Annotated in this window: 21 protein-coding genes and 1 pseudogene; 13 read left to right on the forward strand and 9 right to left on the reverse strand. The window is 59.7% G+C overall.

The annotated features are described in order from the left end of the window. Positions 1-364, forward strand: a pseudogene (locus IP76_RS00005) (contractile injection system protein, VgrG/Pvc8 family); the annotation flags it as partial. A gap of 97 nt (positions 365-461) precedes the next feature. On the opposite strand, the gene IP76_RS00010 reads toward IP76_RS00005, so the two are convergent. The 5 genes from IP76_RS00010 to IP76_RS23575 form a co-directional block, all read right to left on the reverse strand. Continuing rightward, positions 462-1,727: an ABC transporter substrate-binding protein gene (locus IP76_RS00010; protein ID WP_054156150.1), complete on the reverse strand. Its 1,266-nt coding sequence runs from the start codon at positions 1,725-1,727 to the stop codon at positions 462-464. A gap of 19 nt (positions 1,728-1,746) precedes the next feature. Next, the gene (locus tag IP76_RS00015; protein ID WP_054156132.1) at positions 1,747-2,793 is read right to left on the reverse strand and encodes an aldo/keto reductase; all 1,047 of its coding nucleotides are present in this window, start codon (positions 2,791-2,793) and stop codon (positions 1,747-1,749) included. Between the two features lies 1 nt (position 2,794). Next, the gene (locus IP76_RS00020) at positions 2,795-3,145 is read right to left on the reverse strand and encodes a TIGR04076 family protein (protein ID WP_054156133.1); all 351 of its coding nucleotides are present in this window, start codon (positions 3,143-3,145) and stop codon (positions 2,795-2,797) included. A gap of 12 nt (positions 3,146-3,157) precedes the next feature. Further along, the gene (locus tag IP76_RS00025; protein WP_054156134.1) at positions 3,158-3,871 is read right to left on the reverse strand and encodes a GntR family transcriptional regulator; all 714 of its coding nucleotides are present in this window, start codon (positions 3,869-3,871) and stop codon (positions 3,158-3,160) included. A 77-nt stretch (positions 3,872-3,948) separates the two neighbouring features. Next, positions 3,949-4,083 (reverse strand): hypothetical protein, encoded by a 135-nt coding sequence (locus IP76_RS23575; protein ID WP_306765454.1) that lies wholly within the window; start codon positions 4,081-4,083, stop codon positions 3,949-3,951. Here IP76_RS23575 and IP76_RS00030 point away from each other — a divergent pair. Genes IP76_RS00030 through IP76_RS00050 form a run of 5 tightly spaced genes read left to right on the forward strand, consistent with a single transcriptional unit; the run spans position 4,082 to position 8,867 of the window. Then, positions 4,082-4,780: an ABC transporter ATP-binding protein gene (locus IP76_RS00030; protein ID WP_245281346.1), complete on the forward strand. Its 699-nt coding sequence runs from the start codon at positions 4,082-4,084 to the stop codon at positions 4,778-4,780. The two genes, IP76_RS23575 and IP76_RS00030, sit on opposite strands and share 2 nt — an antisense overlap. Beyond that, positions 4,777-5,523 carry an ABC transporter ATP-binding protein gene (locus IP76_RS00035; RefSeq protein ID WP_054156136.1) on the forward strand — a complete coding sequence of 249 codons (747 nt, stop codon included), beginning with the start codon at positions 4,777-4,779 and terminating at the stop codon, positions 5,521-5,523. The genes IP76_RS00030 and IP76_RS00035 overlap by 4 nt, the downstream gene beginning before the upstream one ends. After that, complete coding sequence (locus IP76_RS00040) at positions 5,520-6,431, forward strand: branched-chain amino acid ABC transporter permease (RefSeq protein ID WP_054156137.1); 912 nt, start codon at positions 5,520-5,522, stop codon at positions 6,429-6,431. Before IP76_RS00035 ends, IP76_RS00040 begins: the two co-directional genes overlap by 4 nt. Further along, complete coding sequence (locus IP76_RS00045; protein WP_054156138.1) at positions 6,428-7,387, forward strand: branched-chain amino acid ABC transporter permease; 960 nt, start codon at positions 6,428-6,430, stop codon at positions 7,385-7,387. The genes IP76_RS00040 and IP76_RS00045 overlap by 4 nt, the downstream gene beginning before the upstream one ends. 10 nt (positions 7,388-7,397) lie before the next feature. Then, positions 7,398-8,867 carry an aldo/keto reductase gene (locus tag IP76_RS00050; RefSeq protein ID WP_054156139.1) on the forward strand — a complete coding sequence of 490 codons (1,470 nt, stop codon included), beginning with the start codon at positions 7,398-7,400 and terminating at the stop codon, positions 8,865-8,867. A gap of 126 nt (positions 8,868-8,993) precedes the next feature. Here IP76_RS00050 and IP76_RS00055 read toward each other — a convergent pair whose 3' ends face one another. From IP76_RS00055 to IP76_RS00065, 3 genes are all read right to left on the reverse strand, one after another. Further along, positions 8,994-12,182 (reverse strand): efflux RND transporter permease subunit, encoded by a 3,189-nt coding sequence (locus IP76_RS00055; RefSeq protein WP_054156140.1) that lies wholly within the window; start codon positions 12,180-12,182, stop codon positions 8,994-8,996. A gap of 115 nt (positions 12,183-12,297) precedes the next feature. Next, complete coding sequence (locus IP76_RS00060) at positions 12,298-13,476, reverse strand: efflux RND transporter periplasmic adaptor subunit (protein WP_054156141.1); 1,179 nt, start codon at positions 13,474-13,476, stop codon at positions 12,298-12,300. Between the two features lie 61 nt (positions 13,477-13,537). Continuing rightward, entirely contained in the window at positions 13,538-14,332 is a 795-nt protein-coding gene (locus IP76_RS00065; RefSeq protein WP_054156142.1) for an alpha/beta hydrolase fold domain-containing protein, read from the reverse strand. Positions 14,333-14,481: 149 nt separating this feature from the next. On the opposite strand from IP76_RS00065, the gene IP76_RS00070 reads away from it, so the two are divergent. Then, positions 14,482-15,420 (forward strand): LysR family transcriptional regulator, encoded by a 939-nt coding sequence (locus tag IP76_RS00070; RefSeq protein WP_054156143.1) that lies wholly within the window; start codon positions 14,482-14,484, stop codon positions 15,418-15,420. A 160-nt stretch (positions 15,421-15,580) separates the two neighbouring features. On the opposite strand, the gene IP76_RS00075 is transcribed toward IP76_RS00070, so the two are convergent. Beyond that, complete coding sequence (locus IP76_RS00075) at positions 15,581-15,913, reverse strand: hypothetical protein (protein ID WP_156318427.1); 333 nt, start codon at positions 15,911-15,913, stop codon at positions 15,581-15,583. 605 nt (positions 15,914-16,518) lie between these two features. Here IP76_RS00075 and IP76_RS00080 point away from each other — a divergent pair. The 6 genes from IP76_RS00080 to IP76_RS23220 all read left to right on the forward strand — a co-directional run. After that, positions 16,519-17,223: a ParA family protein gene (locus tag IP76_RS00080; RefSeq protein ID WP_054156145.1), complete on the forward strand. Its 705-nt coding sequence runs from the start codon at positions 16,519-16,521 to the stop codon at positions 17,221-17,223. 830 nt (positions 17,224-18,053) lie between these two features. Beyond that, positions 18,054-18,389: a hypothetical protein gene (locus IP76_RS00085; RefSeq protein ID WP_054156146.1), complete on the forward strand. Its 336-nt coding sequence runs from the start codon at positions 18,054-18,056 to the stop codon at positions 18,387-18,389. After that, the gene (locus tag IP76_RS00090) at positions 18,386-18,754 is read left to right on the forward strand and encodes a response regulator (RefSeq protein ID WP_054156147.1); all 369 of its coding nucleotides are present in this window, start codon (positions 18,386-18,388) and stop codon (positions 18,752-18,754) included. The genes IP76_RS00085 and IP76_RS00090 overlap by 4 nt, the downstream gene beginning before the upstream one ends. Beyond that, the gene (locus IP76_RS00095) at positions 18,751-20,811 is read left to right on the forward strand and encodes a chemotaxis protein CheA (RefSeq protein WP_054156148.1); all 2,061 of its coding nucleotides are present in this window, start codon (positions 18,751-18,753) and stop codon (positions 20,809-20,811) included. The genes IP76_RS00090 and IP76_RS00095 overlap by 4 nt, the downstream gene beginning before the upstream one ends. Continuing rightward, a complete protein-coding gene (locus IP76_RS00100; RefSeq protein ID WP_054156149.1) occupies positions 20,808-21,317 on the forward strand; it encodes a chemotaxis protein CheW in 510 nt (169 codons plus the stop codon). The genes IP76_RS00095 and IP76_RS00100 overlap by 4 nt, the downstream gene beginning before the upstream one ends. 56 nt (positions 21,318-21,373) lie before the next feature. Further along, on the forward strand, positions 21,374-23,238 hold a 1,865-nt coding region (locus IP76_RS23220; protein ID WP_197278285.1), incomplete at its 3' end, for a hypothetical protein.

The following is a 23,238-nucleotide window of genomic DNA, read 5'->3' on the forward strand; positions in this document are numbered from 1 at the left end:
TCTGGCGCAAGGCTCCACCGACCGCAACCACATCACCGCCTGGGAGAAGCGCTTCACCTATGTGCCGGGCAAACGTTCCGGCGCCGACTGGAACTTCGAGACACCCTCCATGGTGCCGGGGACGGAGACGCCCTCGCTCATCCAGATGCCGGATGCAATCAAACGCGAGCTCTACGAATATCCCGCCCGCATCGCCTCCGTCGCAGACGCCGAGCGGGCGGAGAAGCTGCGCGTGCAGGCGTCGGAAGCCGATCACCACCGGGTGCACGGCGCCTCCAGTGTGCGCGTACTCGAAGCCGGCCGGCGTTTTTTGCCTTACGAGGTCGCCCATCCCGATCATCTCTATGACGCGCATGTCATAATGGCCAAGACGCGACTGTCGCTAACTCACAGTCCTGCTGCATCACGACAATCGGGTGGCCTTGCAAAGCCACCCGGTCACGCAAGGTCTCCTCAAGACACTACTTCGAGAGAGAGGCCTTGATCTCGGAGACCGCGTCCGATGCCATTTCGCCGACCGTCGTCACCTCTCCGTCAGTGATCTTCCAGAGACGGAAGGGGCCGGTGATGTCGCCATATTGGTCGAAGCTGACCGGGCCGATGACGCCTTCATACTTGATCGGCTTGCCGTCCTTGAGCAGAGCGAGTGCTTTTTCGAATTCCGCCTTGCCGGCGTAGATCGGCGTGCCGCCGGGCGCCGTCACTTCTAAAATCGCGGCCTTGATGGCATCCTTGTCGGCCTTGCCGGCCTTGGCAATTGCAAGCGCTACGATGGCACCAGCATCGTAGGACCGATCGGCGGCAGGCGCGGAGGGCGCGATCCCACCGGAGAACTGTTCATAATTGGCGTTGAAATATTCGGTCGAGGTCGTCGGTGTCGTGCCGGACGATGTGCCGTAAGCTTCGTTCAAATACTGCGATCCGACGCTGGCGATGAAATCCTTGGAGTTCATGCCATCATTGAACAGGAACCTCTGCACGCCACCGCCAGAGATCCAGGCGCGGGCAATCGTTGCACCGTCGACCGGAGTCGAGACGAGGTAAAGCGCATCCGGTTCGCCTTCCATGGCGACCGAAGCCTCGGAGGAGTAGCTGGCCTGCTTCTCGTTATAGGGTGTCGTCGAGGTGATCGTTCCGCCGAGCTTGGTATAGGCGGCGGTGAACTCCTGCATCAGGTTGTTGCCGAAGTCGTTGTTGACGTGGATGATCGCGATCTTCTTCATGCCCTGATCGAGCGCATATTTGGCAGCCGCCGTGCCCTGCAGCGCATCAGACGTGATAGTGCGGAAAAACACGCCATTGGTCTTGCCTTCGCGGCCGAGCGCCGTCAGCGTCGGGGAGGAAGAAGCCGGAGACACCTGGACCACACCGGCCGGCGCTGTGACGGAGGTCAGGATCGGGATCGAGACCGAGGAAATGATCCCGCCGATGATGACGGGCACCTTCTTGATATTGACGAGCTGTGTGGCCTGATCGACGGCGACATTGCCCTGGCTCTGGCTGTCACGGGTGTCCATGACCAGCTTGCAGCCACCGACGCCACCCGCTTCGTTGAAGTCACGGAAGGCCATTTCGACGGATTTCGCGCCAGCCTTGCCATATTCGCCGGCGGGGCCCGTGAGCTCCATGACAACGCCGACGGTGATGTCGCACTCCTGCGCAAAGGCTGGCGCGCCACCGATTGCAATGCCCGCAAGCATGGTTGAAGCCAGGACGAGGCTTTTCATCGGATGTCCCTTTTTCATGTCATTCCCCTTTGTTGAGATTGTATTTCATGATGCTGCCATGACGCCCGGTGCGGTCCCGCTCAAGCGTGTAGACGTCGCCTTCCAGATCGCGTGCACCTGCGAGGGCAGTCTCGATCTCCGCCAAGTCGGCGTCGGAGAGGACGACATTGGAGATGGCGAGGTTGGAGGCGAGGTGATCGCGATTGCGGGCGCCGACGATCACCGCCGTCACGCCGGGCCGGCGGAGCATGGCGGCGCTGGCAATTGTGGCGATATCGGTTGCATGGCGGTCGGCCACCTTGCGAAGTGTCGACAGCAATGCCTGGAACAGATCCCAGCCACCGAGGTCATCAATGATCAGCTTGTACTTGGTCAGCGAACGGTTCTCGAGCGGATGCTCCGGTTCGGGTTTGCCGAGCCAGCGGTCGGAGAGAAAGCCGCCGGCGACCGTGCCGTAGCAGAACAGCGCAAAGTCGTGGCGCGCCGCCAGGTCGACCATGCGCTTTTCCGGGCGCCGGTCGAGAAGCGAATATTGCAATTGCAGCGAGGTCAGCGGAATCCCGCCATCGAGGATCGCCGTGACATGCTCGCTGTCGAAATTCGTGGCGCTGATCTTGTCGATCCGCCCATCTTGCTGGAGCTCTTTCAGCCAGCCAAGCGTCTCAAGCCAGGCAGGCATCTCGTAGTCCCACCAGTGAAACTGGACGAGATCCAGTCGCTCCATGTTAAGCCGCTTGCGCGACGTGTCGATCACGCCTTCCACATAGGCCTTGGTGATCGTCGGGAGAACGCCGAGATCGGGTACGAACTTGGTGTGGACGCGAATGCGATCGAGGGCCGCCTGGCCCTGCATGTCACGGTAGCGCAGCCGGAAGCGTCCGATCAGGTCTTCCACGCCGGTGTAAATGTCCGCGCAGTCGAAGGTGGTGATGCCGGCATCGGCGAAGGCAACCATGTCTTCAATGGCCATTTCTTCATCGATAGCACCATGGCCACCGGCCAGCTGCCATCCGCCGCGAATGACGCGGGAGATCTCATAACCGGGGGCGATGGAGATACGCTGCATGTTACTCTTTTCCTTCGAGGGGCACGGCTGTTGTTGCGGCATGGCTGAAACGGCGAAGTCCAGTTCGCCGGATTCGCAATCTGGTCGAACAATTGGGGTCCGGGCAGGCGATCTCCGCGTCGGTCGTCATCCAGTCATGCGCATGGGTTGGGCGCTGCTTGGCGGCGAGCAGGGGAAGGACGGAGGCGAGCGAGTAAATCGACAGTCCCTGTCCCGGCGGAAGATAGAGCATCTCGCCCTGCAGCTCGAAATAGTCGCCGGGCTTGGCGCCGCAATAGACGACACCACCCTCCTGGATCACCACCTCGACACGCAGGTCAAAGAGCTCGAATGTGTCGTCAATGCCGCTCATCGGTGCTCTCCCTCACGCCGCTACTTCGCCGGCGTCGAGACGCCCTCGGACCAAATCGAACGAGCGACCGATGTCATTGGCAAGCGCATTGACCGCAGCCGGTTCATCGCGCGCCTCAAGCGCTGCGATCAGTGTCCAATGGTGGTTCGTCGCAGCCAATCCGCCCTGCTCATCGTGAATATGGGCGGCAGCGCGAACCACCGGACCAGACTGGAGCCAGAGGCTTTCCACCACCGGGATCAGCACCTGCGAACCGGCCGAACGGTAGATATGGAAATGGAAACGCTGGTTGATTTCGGAGGTCACCGGGCCAACATCCTGGCCATGCCGCTCAAAAGCTGCCTCGCAATCCCGGTTGATCTGCTTCAGGCTTTCCAAGTCTTCTGTCGTCAGCCGGTGACAGGCGAGCGCCACCAGACGACCCTCGATCAGGATGCGGGCACGCTCCAGATCATCGAGGCGTTCACGCGTGATGAGCGGCACGCGGATGGAGCGATTGGGCAGGGCCTCCAGCGCCTGTTCGGATACGAGCCGGCCGAGTGCCTCTCGCACAGGCATGGTGCTCGTCTTCAGCCGATCTGCCATGTCGACGATCCGCAGCATGTCGCCTGCGGCAAAGCCGCCGTTGATCAATGTGCGGCGTAACTGGTCGTAGACGCGATCCTGCAACGTCTCACGCCCGACAGGCGTGAGGAAGTCATCCGTCTGGCCAATCGTATCCGTCATTCCCGCCTCCAAATTTCCCGGAAATATCGGTTGATTTTCGCGTCCGCGTAAAGTTTGATCAAACATCACCGATCAAATCAAGGCTCATTTTTAAAGATGACTGCGGCGCGTTCCCAACCATCAGCATCGTTGCCCAGCGCCTCAGCACCGCCTGCCATCGAAGCACGGCAACTGACGAAGCATTTCGATGGGCTGACGGTGGTTTCAGACATGTCGCTTCAACTCGCGCCAGGGGAAATTCTGGGCCTGATCGGCCCGAATGGGGCCGGCAAAACCACCATGTTCAATCTCCTCGCGGGCAGCCTGAAGCCGAGCTCGGGCGAGATCTGGGTCGAAGGGCGGGAAGTATCAGGCGAAGCGCCCGAGCAGCGCATTGCCCATGGGGTCGCACGGACCTTCCAGATCCCGCGTCCCTTTCTCGAAATGAGCGTGCTCGAAAACCTGCTGGTCGGCGCTCAAAAGCAGACGGGCGAACGCTTGTTTGCCAATTTCCTCACGCCGGGCCGCGTGCGGCGCGAAGAGAAGGCGGCGCTTGAAAAGGCGCGTAGTCTCCTCGAATTTGTCACGCTTTCGAGGCTCGCCCACGAGCCCGCCCGCGTGCTCTCCGGCGGACAACGCAAGCTTCTCGAACTCGCCCGTGTCTTAATGGCGGACCCGCAGGTGATTCTGCTCGATGAACCGGCGGCCGGCGTGAACCCCGCTTTGCTCGAAGTCATCATGGAACGGGTGGTCGCACTCAATGCACAGGGCAAGTCCATACTTCTGATCGAACACAACATGGACATGGTATCGCGGCTATGCTCGCGGGTGGTGGCCATGGCCCTCGGCAAACTGCTCGCGGAAGGATCGCCCGCTGACGTTTCCGCCGACCCCGCAGTTGTTGATGCCTATCTTGGCGGTGGCACATGACCGATATCGTGCTTGCAACCTCCGCGCTGGTCGCGGGTTATGAACCGGACCTCCCCATCGTTCGCGGCGTCGATTTTGCCGTTGCAAAGGGCGAGCTCGTCATTCTTCTGGGGCCGAACGGCGCCGGGAAATCCACCTTCGTGAAGGCGATCGCCGGCATGGTGCCTGTGCATTCGGGACGAATCCATCTGGCGGGGAGGGACATCACGGATGTCGCTCCGCACCGCAAACTGGCCGAAGGTCTGGCCTTCGTGCCGCAGACGGACAATGTCTTTGCCAGCATGAGCATTCTGGAAAACCTCCAGATCGCCGTGGCTCTTCTTCCGAAATCCGAGCGTAATCTCGCTATCGAGACGATGTTGACCCGCTTTCCCGACCTCGCCGTCAAGCCGAAGCGATTGGCCGGCGCGCTGTCTGGTGGTCAGCGGCAGATGCTGGCGGTGGCGCGCGCACTGGCGCTTGATCCGCCGGTACTCATCCTTGACGAACCGTCTGCCGGCCTCTCACCCAAGATCGTCGGTGAAGTCTTTTCCATGCTCAAGCGCATCAATAGCGAGGGCGTGACGGTCGTATTGGTCGAGCAGAACGTAAAAGCGGCCATGGCGATTGCCGACCGTGCCGTCATTCTGGCCGAAGGGCAGATCCGCCACGAAGGGACACCTGCCGATCTCGCCGATGACCCACTCATCGGCAAGATCTATCTCGGCACGACGAAGCGCATAGCCAGCGAGGTCACGCCATGAACCCGCAATTCCTGATGGACGGACTGATTGCAGGCGCGATTATCGGACTGGGCGCTGTTGGCGTCACGCTCACCTATTCGATCCTGCGTTTCTCCAATTTTGCGCATGGCGAGCTTCTGTCCTGGGGCGCCTATCTCGCACTCGGCATCAGCATTGCACTTGGGGTCTTGGGGGCAGGGCTCACCACACCGATCGGGCCATTCTCCTTCGGTTGGTCGCTCCCGATCGCAGCCGTGATCGCCATTGCCCTAACGGGCCTGCTTGCTCTTGCCGTGGACGCCGCCCTGTTTTCGAGCTTCCGTCGGCGCGGCAGCGCCATCATCATCATGGTCATGGCAAGCTTCGGTGCCTCGCTTGCGCTGCGCAGCTTGCTCGAATTCCTGTTTACCTCGAAGCCCGCCTATTTCAGCCAGGCGCTGCAGATTGCGATGAAGCTGGGCCTCGGTCTCCGAGCCACGCCGGACCAGCTGGCCATGCTGGCCGTGGCGCTGGTCTCTGTCATCACCGTGCATCTCATGATGACGCGGACGGATATCGGCCGGGCCATGCGCGCGGTGAGCGAAAATCCCGGCCTTGCTGGCATCGCCGGGATCGATGTCCGCCGCGTTATTCGCACCGCCTGGTTCCTTGGGGCCGCGCTCGCCTGCATCGCCGGCATCATGAGCGGCCTGATCATCCAGATCCGCCCCTATCTTGGCCACGACCTTCTGCTGCCCCTGTTTGCAGCCGCCATTCTCGGCGGTATCGGTTCGGTTCCAGGCGCCATGATTGCCGGCCTGTTCATAGGCCTTTCCGAAGCCGTCACGGTCCAGCTCATCGGGGCCGAATGGCGGGCCGCGGTGTCCTTTGCCATCCTGATTGCGGTTCTTCTCGTCCGCCCCCGCGGCCTGTTCGGAAAAGCGATATGAGCATCGATCTTATCGCCTATGGCGCCTTCTTCCTCACCATGGCATTCACCTATGCAATTATCTGCCTCGGGCTGAATGTGCAGTGGGGCATGACGGGACTGTTCAACGTCGGCATCGCCGCTTTCGTGGCGGTCGGCGCCTATACTTCGGCCATCCTCACAACGCCGGATACTGTTGAGCGCTTCGGCGGCTTCGACATGCCGATTGCGATTGGATGGTTGGGGGCTGCCATTGTCTCGGGATCGCTATCGTGGGCGGTCGGAGCGCTGACCATCCGACTGAGATCCGACTACCTCGCCATTGCAACCTTCGGCGTCGCCGTCACCGTCCAGCTCTGCATGCTCAACCTGCAGAGCATCACTGGCGGGGCCTTCGGGATCGGCTTCATTCCGCGCCCCTTCGCCGATCTGCAAGGCGACGCGCTGCTCTTCAGTCTGGCCAACTGCGGCCTTATGGCGCTCGTCGTGCTGGCGCTCTATCTCGGCCTACAGCATTTGTCGCGCAGTCCTTGGGGACGCGTTTTGCGGGCGATCCGCGAAGACGAAACCGCCGCACAGGCACTCGGCAAGAAGCCTGTGCGCTTTCGCCTGCAGGCCTTCACCGTCGGCGGGGCCATCATGGGCCTTGCGGGTGCGGCCCAGGCACACTTCATCGGCTTCATTGCGCCCGACAACTACATGCCGATCCTCACCTTCCAGGTCTGGGCCATGTTGATCGTCGGCGGCTCCGGCAACAATCGCGGCGCGATTGCCGGTGCCATTCTTGTCTGGGGACTCTGGGCGCTGACAGCTGCTGCCGTCTCTGCCTTCGTGCCGCCTGAAGAACAGGCCCGAGCCGCAGCTTTACAGATTGTCGCCATCGGCGTTGGGCTCTGTCTCATGCTTCTCCTGCGTCCCCGCGGCCTGTTCGGCGAGGTGAGCCCGCTTGCCCGCCTGAACCGCAACAAACAACCCTGACTGTCGAGGAATGATCTCCGTGTCCCAGCATCCCGAACGCATCAAGCTTACACCGGACCTATCGATCAGCCGTCTCGTCTGCGGCCTCTGGCAGGTTGCCGATATCGAAAAGAACGGTGCCACGGTCGATCCGGAGCAGGGGGCTGATGCCCTTCAGGCCTATGCGGAAGCCGGATTCGACAGCTTCGACATGGCCGATCACTATGGATCGGCGGAGATCATCACAGGCCATCTCTTGAAGCGCTACTCAGGGGAGGGAAGGCGACCGGTAGCGTTCACCAAATGGTGCCCGGAACCTGGTCCGATGACGCGGGACGTGGTACGCCGAGGCGTGGAGGACAGGCTTGCGCGCTTGGGCGTCGACAAGGTCGACCTTTTGCAGTTCCACTGGTGGACATTTGAACATCCGGCCTGGCTCGATGCCCTGCATGAAATGCAGGCGATGAAGGAGGAGGGCCTGATCGGCGCCCTCGGCCTCACCAATTTCGACGCTGCCCATTTGAACCTCGCACTGTCAGACGGGATCGAGATTGCAAGCAACCAGGTTTCCTTTTCCCTGATCGACAGGCGCGCTGCGGGCGATCTTTCTGCCCTTTGCCTTCGTCGCGGCGTTAAACTGCTGGCCTATGGCACACTCTGCGGCGGCTTCCTCTCGGAGAAATGGCTCGACCAGCCGGAGCCCACGTCGATCGCGGACTGGAGCCGCTCAAAATACAAGCGCTTCATCGATACGGCAGGCGGATGGAGCGTCTACCAGGGCATTCTGAAATCCGCGTCCACAATCGCCCGCAAGCACGGCGTCTCGATCTCGAACGTTGCCAGCCGATGGGTGCTCGAACACGCGGCCGTCGCTGCCACGATCATCGGTGCAAGGCTGGGTGAGAATGAGCATCGTGACGACAATCTCAAGGTCTTCGGTTTCGAACTGGATGCGGATGATAAAGCTCTGCTTGAGGCCGCATTTGCAAAGAGCACAGCCATTCCGGGCGATTGTGGCGATGAGTATCGCAAGCCGCCATTCCTGACAGCGTCCGGCGACCTCAGTCATCACCTTGATGCGATCCCGTCCGTCTATCAGGCCGTCGCCGTACCCGGGCGGGAAGATCGCATGCGTGTTTCTTCCGGCAGCATCTGGGAGCCGCTCGCTGGTTACAGCCGGGCGGTGCGCATCGGTGACAGGATCCTGGTTTCAGGGACGACGGCGACCCATGGCACGGATCGCTGCGTCGCTCCCGGTGATGCGGGCGCTCAGGCAACCTATATTCTCGACAAGATCGCGGCTTCCATCTCCGCCCTCGGTGGCAAGATGGAGGATGTCGTCCGCACACGCATCTATCTCAAGGACGCCTCAAAGTGGGAGCCTGTCTCTCGTGCCCATGGTCGCTTCTTCTCTGACGTTCTTCCGGCGAACACGTTGATTGAAGCCGGTGCCCTGGTCGGCGACTACGAAGTCGAGATCGAAGCAGAAGCAATGCTTTGAGTTGCCATCAGTCATCCGCTGCTCACTCGACAGCGGATGACACTTGCTAAAGGCCAGACGGTTGAGGGCAACGACGCCGACAGGATCCGTGGCCTTCCGACATGTCGTTTCCTCAACCTTGGTGCATCAGGCGATCATGTGGTCGCCTTCCTGTTGGCCTGCCGCCGCGCCCTGCTTTCGCAAGGGTCTGTTGCCGGTGAGAAGCCGTGCAAGCAGGTAGAATACCGGTGTCATGAAAATCCCGAAGAAGGTGACCCCGATCATGCCGGAGAAAACCGCCACACCCATGGCGGCACGCATTTCCGAGCCGGCACCCGTCGAGATGACCAGCGGAATGACACCCATGATGAAGGCCATCGAGGTCATCAGGATTGGCCGCAATCTAAGCCGGCTTGATTCCACTGCCGCCTGGAATGGGGTGCGGCCTTCGAACTCCAACTCTCGGGCGAACTCCACGATCAGGATCGCGTTCTTCGCCGACAGGCCGACAAGGACCACAAGGCCGATCTGGGTGAAGATGTTGTTGTCGCCACCTGTATACCAGACGCCAGTCAAAGCTGCGAGCACGCCCATGGGCACGATCATGATGATCGACAGGGGGAGCGTCAGGCTTTCATATTGCGCGGAAAGGATGAGATAGACGAGCAGCAGCGCTAGCGGGAAGACGACGATGCTTGAGTTGCCAGCAAGGATCTGCTGGTAGGTGAGGTCGGTCCATTCGAAATCGATACCGGCCGGCATGGTTTCCTTGAGAATCTTCTCCATGGCAGCTTCAGCCTGACCGGAGGAAAAGCCGGGTGCCGGGCCACCATTGATATCGGCTGCCAGGAAGCCGTTGTAGCGGGTGGTTCGCTCCGGCCCGGTGGAAGCGTCCACCTTCAGCAGCGCCGAGAGAGGGATCATCTCGCCGGACTGCGAGCGCACCTTCAGCTGCCCGATATCCTCAGGTTTGGCGCGATACTGCGCGTCTGCCTGTACGCGGACGCTGAATGTCCGGCCAAACGCATTGAAGTCGTTGACGTAGAGCGAGCCGAGATAGATCTGCAGAGTCTGAAAGACATCGGTGACGGAGACGCCGAGCTGTTGTGCCTTTACACGATCGAGATCGGCGAAAAGCTGGGGCACGTTGACCTGGAAGCTCGAGAAGATGCCGGCCAGTTCCGGTGTCTGATAGGCCTTGGCAAGAACGGCTTTGGTTGTCTCGTCGAGCGTCTGATAGCCAAAGCCCGCCCGGTCCTCGATCTGCAGCTTGAAGCCGCCCGTGGAACCAAGGCCATTGACCGGCGGCGGTGGGAACATGGCAATGAAGGCACCGTCAATCGCGGCGAATTTCTGGTTCAAGGCCATGGCGATAGCCCCGCCGGAAAGGGCGGGATCCTGGCGCTCGCTGAAATCGTCGAGCACGGCAAAGACGATGCCGGCATTGGAGCCGATGGTGAAGCCGTTGATCGACAGGCCAGGGAAGGCGAGGGCATTCTTGACGCCGGGTTCTTCCAGTGCAATCGCGCTCATGCGTCGAATGACCTCTTCCGTTCGGTCCAGCGTGGCTCCGTCGGGCAATTGGGCAAAGCCGATGAGATACTGCTTGTCCTGTGCGGGTACGAAACCGCCCGGCACTGCGCTGAACATGCCATAGGTCGCGGCGACCAGTGCCATATAGATAACCATGACCATGCTCTTGCGGCCCAAAAGTCCGCTGACCGTGCGTCCGTACCCGTTTGATGCCGCGCCGAAGGCCCGGTTGAAGCCGCGGAAGAACCAGCCGAGTACCCTGTCCATCACGCGGGTTGCGAGATCCTTGGGCGCGTGATGGTCCTTCAGGAGAAGAGCAGCCAGAGCTGGCGACAAGGTTAGCGAATTGATCGCCGAGATCACCGTCGAAATGGCAATGGTGAGCGCGAACTGACGATAGAACTGGCCAGAGAGGCCGGTGATGAAGGCAAGCGGCACGAAAACTGCGACAAGCACCAGCGCGATCGCGATGATCGGGCCGGAAACTTCCCGCATGGCGCGGTAAGTAGCCTCCCTGGGTGAAAGCCCGTTCTCAATGTTGCGCTCGACATTTTCGACCACGACAATCGCGTCATCGACGACGATGCCGATTGCAAGCACCAGGCCGAACAGTGTGAGGGCGTTGATGGAGAAGCCAAAGGCATACATGACCGCGAACGTCCCGATGATCGAGACGGGGACGGCAATCAGCGGAATAATGGAGGCGCGCCAGGTCTGCAGGAACAGGATGACCACGAGGACGACCAGAGCGACGGCTTCAAGCAGTGTGTCGACCACTTTGTCGATCGAGGAGCGGACGAATTCCGTCGTATCGTAGACGATCTCGTAGCGTACGCCATCCGGCATGGCCAGCTGGAGGTCGCTCATTGTCTGCTGGACTGCATCCGAAATGGCAATGGCGTTGGAACCCGGTGCCTGGAAGATGGGGATAGCGACTGCCGGTTGACCATCGAGCAACGAGCGCAGCGAGTAATCGGCGGCACCGAGCTCGATCCGCGCGAGATCTTGCAGCCGCGTGATTTCACCGCTTTCGCCGGTCTTCACGACGATTGCACCGAATTCCTCCGGCGTCTGAAGTCTCCCACGAGCATTCACGTTGAGTTGAAGATCCACACCAGCCAGTGACGGAGACGCACCAATCGTACCGGCTGCAGCCTGAACATTCTGCTGGGCAATGGCATTGGTGATATCGCTGGCGGCCAGACCATGCTCCGCCACCTTTTGCGGATCGAGCCAGATCCGCATGGAATAATCACCGGCACCGAAGACCTGCACTTGGCCGACGCCATCGATGCGGGCGAGGCGGTCCTTGATGTTCAGCGTCGCGTAGTTGCGCAGATAGGTCAGATCGTAGCGGTCGCCGGTCGAAACGAGGTGAACCACCATCATCAGGTCCGGTGAACTCTTCACGGTGGTCACGCCCAGTGCCCTTACTTCTGCAGGCAATCGCGGTTCGGCCTGGGAAACGCGGTTCTGCACCAGCTGCTGCGCCTTGTCCGGATCGGTGCCCAGGCGGAACGTGACGGTCAGGGTCAGGACGCCATCGGAGGTCGCCTGGCTCGACATGTAAAGCATGTCTTCAACGCCGTTGATTTGTTCCTCAAGCGGTGTCGCGACGGTCTCTGCGATGACGGTTGGGTTAGCGCCAGGATAGACAGCGCGCACAACGACCGAAGGCGGTACGACTTCCGGATATTCGGAAATCGGCAATGCGCGCAGGCCAATCAGACCAGCAACGACAATCAGGATCGATAGCACACCGGCAAAGACGGGTCTGTCGACAAAGAAACGGGAAAAATTCATGACGAAAGCCCTTACGGAGGACAAGGAAAGAGTGGTCCCCGCGATTGTGGCGCGGGGAATGGCACGTCTCTTGGAAAGGATTGTTCGAACGGCTCTGGGTGCCGCCCGGTAAATGTCAGTTCTTCAGCGCCGTCTGATCCTGCGGCGCGACGACGGCGCCAGGGCGGATCCGCTGGAGGCCGCTGATCACGATGCGGTCACCCGCATTCAAACCCTTCTCGACAATCCGCTCACCGTCGACCAGTGCACCAAGCTCGACCTGGCGATAAGCGACGGTATTGCCGGCATCAACGACGAACACGAACTTCTTGTCCTGGTCGGTACCAACGGCACGCTCACTGATCATCAGTCTATCGCGTGCCTCGGTCTGGCCCATGCGGATGCGGACGAACTGTCCTGGGATGAGGCGACCGTCAGGATTGTCGAAGACGGCGCGAACGCGGATCGTTCCGGTCGACGCGTCGATCTCGTTGTTGATCAGTTGCAGCCGGCCCTTAATCGGTGTCTGCCCTTCCCCGGTCGTCGCTTCGACGGGAATATTGTCCAGACCCGTCAGGCTATCTGTCGGGGGCAGGGAGGCAAGGATTTGCTGCAGATAGTCTTCTTCGATGGTGAACCCGGCATAGATCGGGTTAACTGACACCAGCGTGGTGAGCGCTTGGGAAGAGGGGCCGGCAGCAACCAGATTGCCGACCGTCACCTCCAACTGGCCGACCCGACCGGCGATGGGGGCCCGGATTTCGGTATAGGCGAGATCAAGCTCTGCCAATCGCAGTGCCGCTTTCGCTGACTGGAGGGCCGCGATGGCGGATGCATGGGTGCTCTGACGCTGCGCGAGCTCGCTTTGCGAAATCGTGTTGCGAGAAAGGAGCGCTGTTCCGCGATCTAACTCTGTCTTGGCGAGGTCAAGCCTCGCCTCCGCCGATGTCACGTCGCCGCGGGCGCGGTCCACGATAGCTCGGTAGGATTCAGGATCGATTGTCACCAGCAGGTCGCCCTGGTTGACCAGGCCACCTTCACGGAAATGTACGGACTGGATGGCGCCGGCCACTCTCGCGCGAATTTGCACCCGATCAACGGCTTCCAGTCTTCCCGAAAAGTCGCGCCAGACATTGACTGTACGCGGCTGGACTGTGCTCACCGTAACCGGAATGGCCGGCGCGGCGGCTGCGACTTCGGGAGCCGCAGCAAGAGCTTTCTGAGATTGGTCAAAATAAAGCGTGCCGCCGGCAATTGCCAATGCGGTGGCGATCGCGGTTCCCCACAGGGCCGCGCTCCTGATCCTTGCGGTCATGACAGTCTCCTTCGGTTCAAAACGAACCGCTATGTGGTGGGAGGCGGGCCGCAGCCCGCCGTCAGGTAGGCAGTCCCTCGAGGAACTGCGAGAATTCTGTCGAGAAGCGCGAGTGCCACCCGCCATTCTTCCCGTCATAGAGGCCGGTCCATCCGCAATCGTCGGGAAGGATCCGGGTGGTCACGGACACGCCCGCCGACTGCAGACGTGCCGCATAGTCTAGTGTCTCATCGCGCAGCGGATCGTCATCCGAAGTCACGATCAGAGCCGGAGCGACATCTGCCAGCCGCGAACAGAGGCAGGGTGCCGCATAGGGGTGCTGGTAACCACAGGCTGACGCCAGATAGTGGCTCCAGCCGTTCGACCAGGGTATTCGCATGCCGATTTCGTCCGCACGGTGAAAGGACGCCGTCGCCATGCGTGGATCGATCATGGGTGACAGCAGAACCTGTCCTGCAAGTTCACCAGGCATTGCATCGCGTGCTTTGAGCGCCAAGCTTGCCGCAATGTTCCCGCCAGCCTCATCTCCAGCCAAAAGGACCCGCGACCGGTTGTTCGCAAAGCGCTTCCGCTTGGCCAACAGATGTCTCAACGCTTCGAATCCGCATTCAAGGGCCCCTGGAAAGGTGTTCCCCGAAGGCGTTCCATAATCGGCTTCCACGACCATGGCACCTGCCTCCGCCATGGCGAGCGCTGCAGGCGCATCGCACTCCGGTTTCGGTCGGGCACCGAAGGAATTGCCGCGGAGATAAAGAACCAGCGGTCGCGCCCGCATTGTCCCCATCCCGTCATAAAGCCGGAAGGCCAGAGGAAAGCTCAGTTCCACTTCCGCCGACTTCTGCCATTGCCTCGTCATGGGCCAGCTCTTCAATCGCAGACGGAAGCCGTCTTCCTTCTGTTGCGTATTTATATTATTATCCTGAATGCTCGCACAAGATCCAAATTTCTGGCAACTCTATTCCGCAAAACGGGATAATAACTCGATTTCTGAACAAGGTAGACGACATGGACCAGCTTTCGGCAATGCGCGTTTTCACGCGGGTCGTAGAAACCGGCAATTTTTCCAAGGCTGCGACTTCTCTGAAGATGCCCAAAACCACGGTCACCACATCGGTTCAGGCGCTTGAAGCGCATCTGGGGACGAAGCTACTCAACCGCACGACCCGTCAGGTCGTGGTCACGACCGATGGCGCCTTGTATTACGAGCGCGCCTCGCGCCTTTTGTCTGAACTCGATGAATTGGATGGGAGCCTGTCGAGTTCACAGGCACAGCCATCCGGCAAAGTGCGGGTCGCGCTGTCGGGAGCATTTGCCGACCGCATCATCATGCCGGCCATGTGTGATTTCCATACGCGGTATCCCCAGATCCAGCTGGAATTCGACATCGGTGACAGGATCGTCGACTACATTGCAGAGAACATCGATTGTGCCTTGCGGGCGGGCACGCCGAGCGACCAGTCTCTCGTCGCCCGCAAGGTGGCAGACCTTGAGCTGCGCACCTATGCCTCCCCCCGTTATCTGCAAAAAATGGGCGTTCCCACGCATCCGCGCGACCTTGAGACGGGCCATTTCGGTGTCGGTTACATGAAGGCCTATGAAGGACGAGTGTTTCCGCTGGAGTTTCGCCGCGACGACGAGGAAGTCCAGGTGCAGCTGGACTATGTCACTTCAGTCAACGAATTCAGAAGCTATGTTGCAGCGGCGGTTGCAGGCATTGGTATCGCCCAGGCTATTGCTTTCACGGTTCGGGATGCGGTGGATCGGGGGGAGCTGGTCGAGATCTTGCCGGACTGGCCGCGTGATCCGATCCCACTCTACATCGTCTATCCGCAAACACGTCACCTCAGCAACAAGGTGCGGGTCTTCGTCGATTGGCTGGCAAAGCAGCTGCAGGACGCCCAGAACTGCGAAAAGCAACGATCCTCAACATCCTGCGTGTCATGAAAACGGCTCTAGAGCAAAGTCCAGCAAAGGTAAGAAGCGGTTTTGCGTCCGCAATCGCCAGATGAAAAAACCTAAAGCCGATCGGCGAGCCTGTACAAGGACTATGGGTCCAGTTGAGGTGCTGTATATTCGCCCAGCGTGTTAAGCGCTGCCGCTGAGCCTAGCTTGATTTTGATTGCAATTCCAATTGCCAGGCGATGGTGATGATCTGGGCGTAATTCTTACGTACAGCCTGCATGGCCCGATGAACATCAAGCTCAGAATAGCAGTGCCCGGCCAGTAACGCGTCGGCCTCCGCGATGGGGGCCTGACCTGCTTGCAACTGCTCCCACACCATGGCTCCGGTCGCTGACGCGCCAAGCGTAAAGACGGCCACAGCGCAAACGCCAGCCAGCGATACCATACGGCGCGCATGATCGTTCTGGTCGAGCGCGGGGCAATCCAGCGTTCTTCGGACAACTTGCCCTGCCGCGGAGTAAACGTATCGCTTCACCTAGCCCTCCACGACTGTGCGCAACGAATCTGGATACTGGTAGAATAGCGATTCGCAGAAGGGGCGTGCGTCTTTTTTTGGGAGGCCTGTGTAGCAGATCTGCGACTGAGTGTTTAACCATCTATGTCGCATGCAGTGTTCGACCCAACTGGTGATAACCCGATAGCCTGGATCTTCCGGGGCGCCCGGCAATAGCTCGGTCCGATCTCGTTCGCATTGCCCCTTGTGTTGGACATGGGAGGATTATGTCCTCAGCCCCGCACTGGGGAGTAGTGATGGTTATTCTCCTTCAGCCCGGAAGATCCTTGTCGGCAATGCGGCCAAGCCTCACGCTCCCAGACGCTGATATGCGTGACCCATGTCCTCTGGTGTTGTTCCGGAGACTGTCTGCTCGTTTCTGCGTGAGGCTCTATTGCGCTATTGGCCCTCTACTCACAGGGCCTGTCAGCATCTGGCGGGAAGAACTCGCTCTCACGCAGTTGCCTGATCTGAACGCATCTTTACCTCGGATTAACCATGGCGGGCAACACTGTTCCGAGCACATCATCAACGTGCAGCGCAGCGCCATGTGAAGCAAGGCGCTCCCAAACGGTCAGGTGACGCCGATGCCTGTGATTACCTTTGCCAATACCAAGGGCGGTGCGGGAAAGACGACCGCCGTTTTGCTGCTTGCCACGGAGCTGGCTGAGCAGGGCTATCGGGTGACCATTCTCGATGCCGATCCGCAGCAGTGGATCGCGCGGTGGCATGGCCTTTCGTCGGTCGATGAGAGGCTCAAAGTCATTCCTTACGTAACTGCAGACACTGTCAATCGGCAGATTAGCCAGAATAAGAGCAGGGCTGACTATTTCATTCTGGATCTACCTGGATCGCAAAGTCCGCTACTGCCCAAGGCAATCGGCCTTTCGGACCATGTCCTCATCCCGATCCAAGGCTGCGCCATGGATGCCCTGGGCGGGGCGAATGTGCTCGAGCTTCTCCGGTATCTTGAGGAGAAGGCTAATTTGCAAGTGCCGCATTCCGTTGTGCTGACACGGGTCAATTCCATGGTGACGACGCGGGCGCTTCTGGCTGTGAAAATGCTGCTTGCCCAGCGCAATGTTGATGTCCTGAACACGCCCATCATCGAGCGTTCTGCCTTTCGCGACATTTTTGACATCGGCGGGACACTTTATACTTTGGATGAAGGCCGTGTGAGCAACCTGGACAAGGCACGACAGAACGCTCGCTGCTTCGCGTTGGAGATGCTCCGGCGCGTGCCGCTTCATGATCGAAGCAAAGCTGTGCCCCGTTCGCGTTTGATCGCTTGAGCTAAAGGCGCGCCCTCTGCACCGGCGCACTCTTGTCTAGACTGGGTGGCGGAGCCGCCTGCTTTACCCGGTTCTATATGCAGGGATTGGCCGTGCAGCAGCCGTTCCATGTTCTTGGCGTATCGACGCCTCTCAGCCGAAACGATCGGCGCGCCACCGAGGCAGCCCGGCAGTCTCTGCTTCAGCCTTTTGCTCCTCCCGAATCGCAGATGAACAGAGCGGCCGGACACAGAGCAGGGGGCTTCAGGTTCTCTCCTCCGCGATTCTTTTTTGCGTGAACGGACCGGCCCGCACATCAGTCCCGGTATCTTTGGTTGTATCATTTCGAAACGGGGCGGTTCGTTTTGCGATGAACGAGACGAGTGTCATTTCGCGGCGGACCTCTTCTTTCGTCTGCAAGACCGACGCATGGAGATCAGGGCACCGGCAATCTATAAGTGTTTAAAATCTGCGTCTTCTCAAGCCCTTAGTCCTGCGAACAAAGGCTTTTTATGGCCTTTGAAAGCCAAGCGCAGAGATGCTTGTTTCAATCCCACACAACCGATGCCTGCCGGGCGCCAAAGAGAAATTAACCTCTAATCAACCATGCTTCGACGGCAAAATCCGGCAACGGATCGCCGCTGGGGTCATTAAGATAACAGTTACGTGAGTACGTTATGAATTGCTAACTGGATCAGTGGTTGCAGGGAGAGAGGTATGGGCGTTGCCCCGATGAAGGACCTGAACGGCGGCGGCCTTGCCCCGCACAGCGCGCCGCATGCCGTCGCCATATGGCGCAGTACGCCGCCGCTTCAGGGATCTCAAAGCCTGCAAAAGTTGGAGGAAACAGCGTGACAGAGAGTGCTCACGAACCGTCTCCAGCCCCGCTGGAGGTTGGCAAGAACCTGACGATTGCGCATGCCGCAACACTGCGTGAATTGCTCCTCTGCGAGCTCGAAGCGCGGCCTTTGCTGGAGATCACGCTTCCGGAGGATGCCGAGATGGATCTCAGCTTCATTCAGGTGATGGAATCGGCGCGGCTTTCGGCTGCCCTCCAAGACAAGCAATTTTCAATGAGAACACCCGCCAGCGCCAATCTCATGCGCGTCCTGGAGCGGGCTGGCTTCACCACGGACATGACATCCGAAAGCCGGGCGTTCTGGTTTCATGAGGGGACAATCCAATGACTGCGCAGATCCTGACTGTTGACGATTCCGCAAGTATCCGCATGACGACCAAGATAGCCCTGACGAATGCCGGCTATCAGGTCACAGAAGCGGTCGACGGCCGCGACGGGCTCACCAAGGCCACGTCAGGGGCTTTCGATCTGATCGTCACCGATCTCAACATGCCGAACATGAACGGCATCGAGATGATCAAGGCCCTTCGCTGCTCACCGAAGCATGCGGGAACACCGATCATCTTTCTCACGACCGAGTCCGACAGCGAGATCAAGTCGCAGGCCAAGGCGGCCGGTGCAACAGGATGGATCACGAAGCCTTTTGATTCCGATCAGCTGGTGAAAATTGCCAGAAAGGTCCTTGGACGATGAGTTCTCTCGACCCGGTTCAGGTTTTCCGCACCGAGGCGGTGGAATTGTTCGAACAGATCGAGCTGAACCTGCTCGACCTAAACAACGACCTCACCAACCAAGGTTTGGTCGATGCCGTTTTCCGTGGGCTGCATACGCTCAAAGGTTCGGGAGCCATGTTTGGCTTCGAGGCGCTTGCAGCCTTTACCCATCATTGTGAAACGGCCTTCGACGCCGTGCGCAAGGGCAGCGTTCCGGCGACGCCGGCGCTCGTTTCGGCCGTGCTGGATGCGCAGAGCCATATGAAAGCCCTGATCGATCGCCCGCATGACGTTCAGCAGGAAACGGGCGAAGAGCTGTTGGCCAAGCTTCAGGCGGCCATTGAGGGGGCTTCGGGTAATGGGGTATCCGGCAAGGCGGAAAACCCGGACGGCGTTTCCGGCGAAAAGGGCGCTGATCCCATCCCGACATCATCCGAGACCACGTCCAAGAAGAGCATTGGCTGGACCCTGAAGATCGGCCTGCCACCTCGCGCCATGGTCAATGGCACCAATCCGCTTGGTCTGCTGGATGAATTGCGCGAACTCGGCGAATGCACCGTTATTGCCGATGCCAGTCGTATTCCCGATCTTCCAGCGCTTGAGCCAACCGAAATCTATGTCAGCTGGACGGTGACCCTTCACGGGAATATCCCCAAGTCTGCAATTGAAGACGTGTTCATCTTCGTGCTCGACGAGATGTCGCTCGAGATGACGGAGATGTTCGAGGCAGCGCCTGAAGCGGTAGGGCCCGAAGCGCCGTCCGTATCCACAGAGCCGCAGCCGACGCCGATTGCAATGCCGGAGGCGCCGCCGCAGGCAGCCGCACCTGTAACCGCCAGCACCGACAACCGAGGTAGCAAACCAGCCGAGAGCGTGCGCGTGCCAGCCGAACGGCTTGATGAGCTGATGGACCGGGTCGGGGAGTTGGTGATTGCCCAGTCACGCCTTTCGCAGCTCGCCAATGCAAGCGCGGATGTCATGCTTCGCTCGGTGTCCGAAGATGTCGAGCGCCTTTCCGGAGAACTGCGCGATACGATGATGGGTCTGCGAATGGTGCCGGTGGGCAGCCTTTTCGCTCGCTTTCGCCGCCTCGTGCACGACCTTTCGCGCGAGACTGGAAAGACGATCGAGCTCGAAACTCTCGGTGAAACAACCGAGGTCGACAAGACCGTCATCGAACGACTTGCTGACCCGCTGGTTCACCTGGTTCGCAATTCGGTTGATCATGGACTTGAGCCACCAGACGAACGACTGGCTGCCGGCAAGAGTGTTGCAGGAAAGGTGACCCTTTCCGCTCGCCAGTCCGGCGGGCAAGTCATCATTGCCATCAAGGATGATGGCCGTGGCATCGACCGGGCCCGCGTGCGGGCAAAGGCGGAATCCACGGGATTGATCGCGCCGGGTCAGCCACTGACCGATCAGGAACTGATGCTGCTGATTTTCGAGCCGGGCTTTTCGACCGCAGCGCAGATTACCAGCCTTTCCGGACGCGGCGTCGGGATGGATGTGGTGAAGAAGACAGTGGAGACCCTGCGCGGCATCATCGATGTGAAGAGCGAGCCGGGCCAGGGGTCTGAAATTTCTCTGCGCATTCCGCTGACGCTCGCCATCATCGATGGACTGCTGATCCGGGTCGGGGCCGGAAACTACGTCATTCCGCTTTCGGCCGTCGAGGAGTGCGTCGAACTCTCCCTCGAGGAAGATCAGCGCTCGCGGGGCCGCAGCTTCATCTCCCTGCGTGACAGCCTGGTGCCGTTTCTGCGGCTCAGGGAAGTCTTCAACACCAGCACGCCGCCGGACACTTACCAGAAGATGGTTGTGATCTCGACCGGCAACGAGCGGGTGGGACTCGTTGTCGACCAGATCATTGGCGACCACCAGACGGTCATCAAGTCAATGTCGAAGCTGCACCATGACGTGACGACCTTCTCCGGCGCCACCATCCTCGGTGACGGCAGCGTCGCCCTCATCCTTGATGTGGCTCAGATCGTCAGCGCAGGGCAGCAACAGGAGGCGCAGTTGCGGGCAATAGCATGAACATCGCGATCGACAGGAAGACTACAGCCAGCATCTGGAGTGAGGAGGACCTGGCTGTCCTGACCTTCAGCCTCAACGGTGAATTGTTCGCGATTGCGGCGACACTGGTGCGCGAAATCATGGACGTCGTCGCGGAAACCAGCGTGCCTGGCGCGCGCAACTTCGTCGGCAGCGTGATCAACTTTCGCGGCCGCGTCATCCCGCTGACCGACATCAGGCTCGCTTTCGGCATGGAAGCGACACAGACGACCATCGACAGCCGCATCATCGTCATCGAAATCGACATCGACGGAGAGCCGACCTTGCTCGGAGTGCGCACCGACAAGGTTCATGAAGTGACCTCGCTCCAGCGGTCCCGGGGAGAGCCGCCGCCAAGCATCGGAATGCGCTGGCGCGCAGACTTCATCGAGTGCCTGGTGAAGCGCGATGGCGAGTTCGTGATCGTACCAAATCTGTTTGCAATCTACGCGCTTGGCCGCCCGTCCAGGCAATTCAATCAATCCTGACCTCCGAGTTTCGCCCATCAGTTGCGAACCGAAAGAACAGAAAGAGGAAATTCCGCATGTCCGTTCTAGATCAGATGAGAAAGACATCTCGCGCGGCCTGGGCGATGGCTGAAATTCGCAGCCTGATGCAAAACATGGCCACGGGAAATATCGCCAGTCGTGCCAACCTTCAGACGGCGACGGGTGAAGCGCATGAACTGCTGACAATGGTCAACGAATTGCTTGACATCACAACGGCACCCGTCGCGGATTTGCGCAAGGCGATCGACGATGTCTCTGCAGCCCATGAAAAGGGCGATATCGACGTTGTCGTGCCGACGTCAGTGTTCAAGGGCGATATCGCCGTGATTGCTCAGGAGGTAAACGACCTCGTAGGCAGCCATATCGCCGTGAAGAAGAAGGCCATGGCGGTGGTGAAAGAGTTCAGCGAAGGCAACTTCGATGCACCGCTCGAACAGCTGCCGGGCAAAAAGGCCTTCATCAACGACACGATCGAGACCCTGCGCGGCAACCTCAAGGGTGTGATCGCGGAAATGAACCATATGTCTACCGAGCATGACAATGGAGATATCGACGTCTTCGTTCCGGTGGAGAAGTTCAACGGTGACTTCGCCACCGTGGCCAGGGGCATCAACGATATGGTCGCTGGCCATATCGCCGTGAAGAAGAAGGCGATGGCGGTCGTCAAGGAGTTCGGCGAGGGCAACTTCGATGCGCCGCTCGAACAGCTGCCGGGCAAGAAGGCCTTCATCAACGACACGATCGAGACCCTGCGCGGCAACCTCAAGGGTCTGATCACGGACATGAACACCATGTCGTCCGAGCATGACCGGGGCGACATCGACGTCTTTGTGCCTGTCGACAAATTCCAGGGTGACTTTGCCACCATGGCCAAGGGCATCAATGACATGGTCGCCGGCCATATCGCCGTGAAGAAGAAGGCGATGGCTGTGATCAAGGAGCTCGGTGAGGGCAACTTCGATGCGCCGCTCGAACAATTGCCAGGCAAGAAGGCCTTTATCAATGACACGATCGAGACCCTGCGCGGCAACCTCAAGGGTCTGATTGCAGAAATGAACAACATGTCCACCGAGCATGACAAGGGCGACATCGACGTCTTTGTGCCTGTCGACAAATTTCAGGGTGACTTTGCCAGCATGGCCAAGGGCATCAACGAAATGGTTGCCGGCCATATTACCGTGAAGAAGAAGGCGATGGCGGTGGTGAAGGCGTTCGGCGAGGGCAACTTCCATGCGCAGCTGGAACAGCTGCCCGGCAAGAAGGCCTTCATCAACGACACGATCGACACGCTTCGCGTCAACTTCCGCGCCATCATCGCCGAGATCCAGCGCCTGATTGATGCCTCCACGGCGGGCAAGCTCAGCGAAAGAGGCGAGGCCAATCGTTTCGTCGGCGATTTCGCTACGATCGTTTCCGGCATCAACGGCATGCTCGACGCGATCCTCGTGCCCATCGCAGAGGGCAATCGCGTTCTTGGCAAGGTTGCGATCGGCGATCTGACCGAAGCCGTCGAAATCGACTGTGAGGGCGACCATCAGAAGATGAAACATGCCGTCAATTCGCTGATCGATAGTCTGCGTGAAACAGCGGAAGTGGCCAACCGGATTTCCAACGGAGACCTGACGGTTACTCGACGACCGCTCTCCGACAAGGATGTCCTAGGCCAGGCACTGCTCGAAATGACGGAACGCCTCCGCAGCGTCGTCCGAGATGCTCTCGCGGCCTCCGACAATGTCTCGCTGGGCAGCCAGCAATTGTCCGGAAGTTCTGAACAGTTGTCGCAGGGTGCCTCGGAACAAGCTGCCGCCACGGAACAGGCATCCGCTTCCATGGAAGAGATGGCGGCCAACATCAAGCAGAACGCCGACAATGCATCGCAGACCGAAAAGATTGCCCGCCA

It is taken from the genome of Rhizobium sp. AAP43 (genome assembly GCF_001296045.1).
Taxonomy (GTDB): domain Bacteria; phylum Pseudomonadota; class Alphaproteobacteria; order Rhizobiales; family Rhizobiaceae; genus Allorhizobium.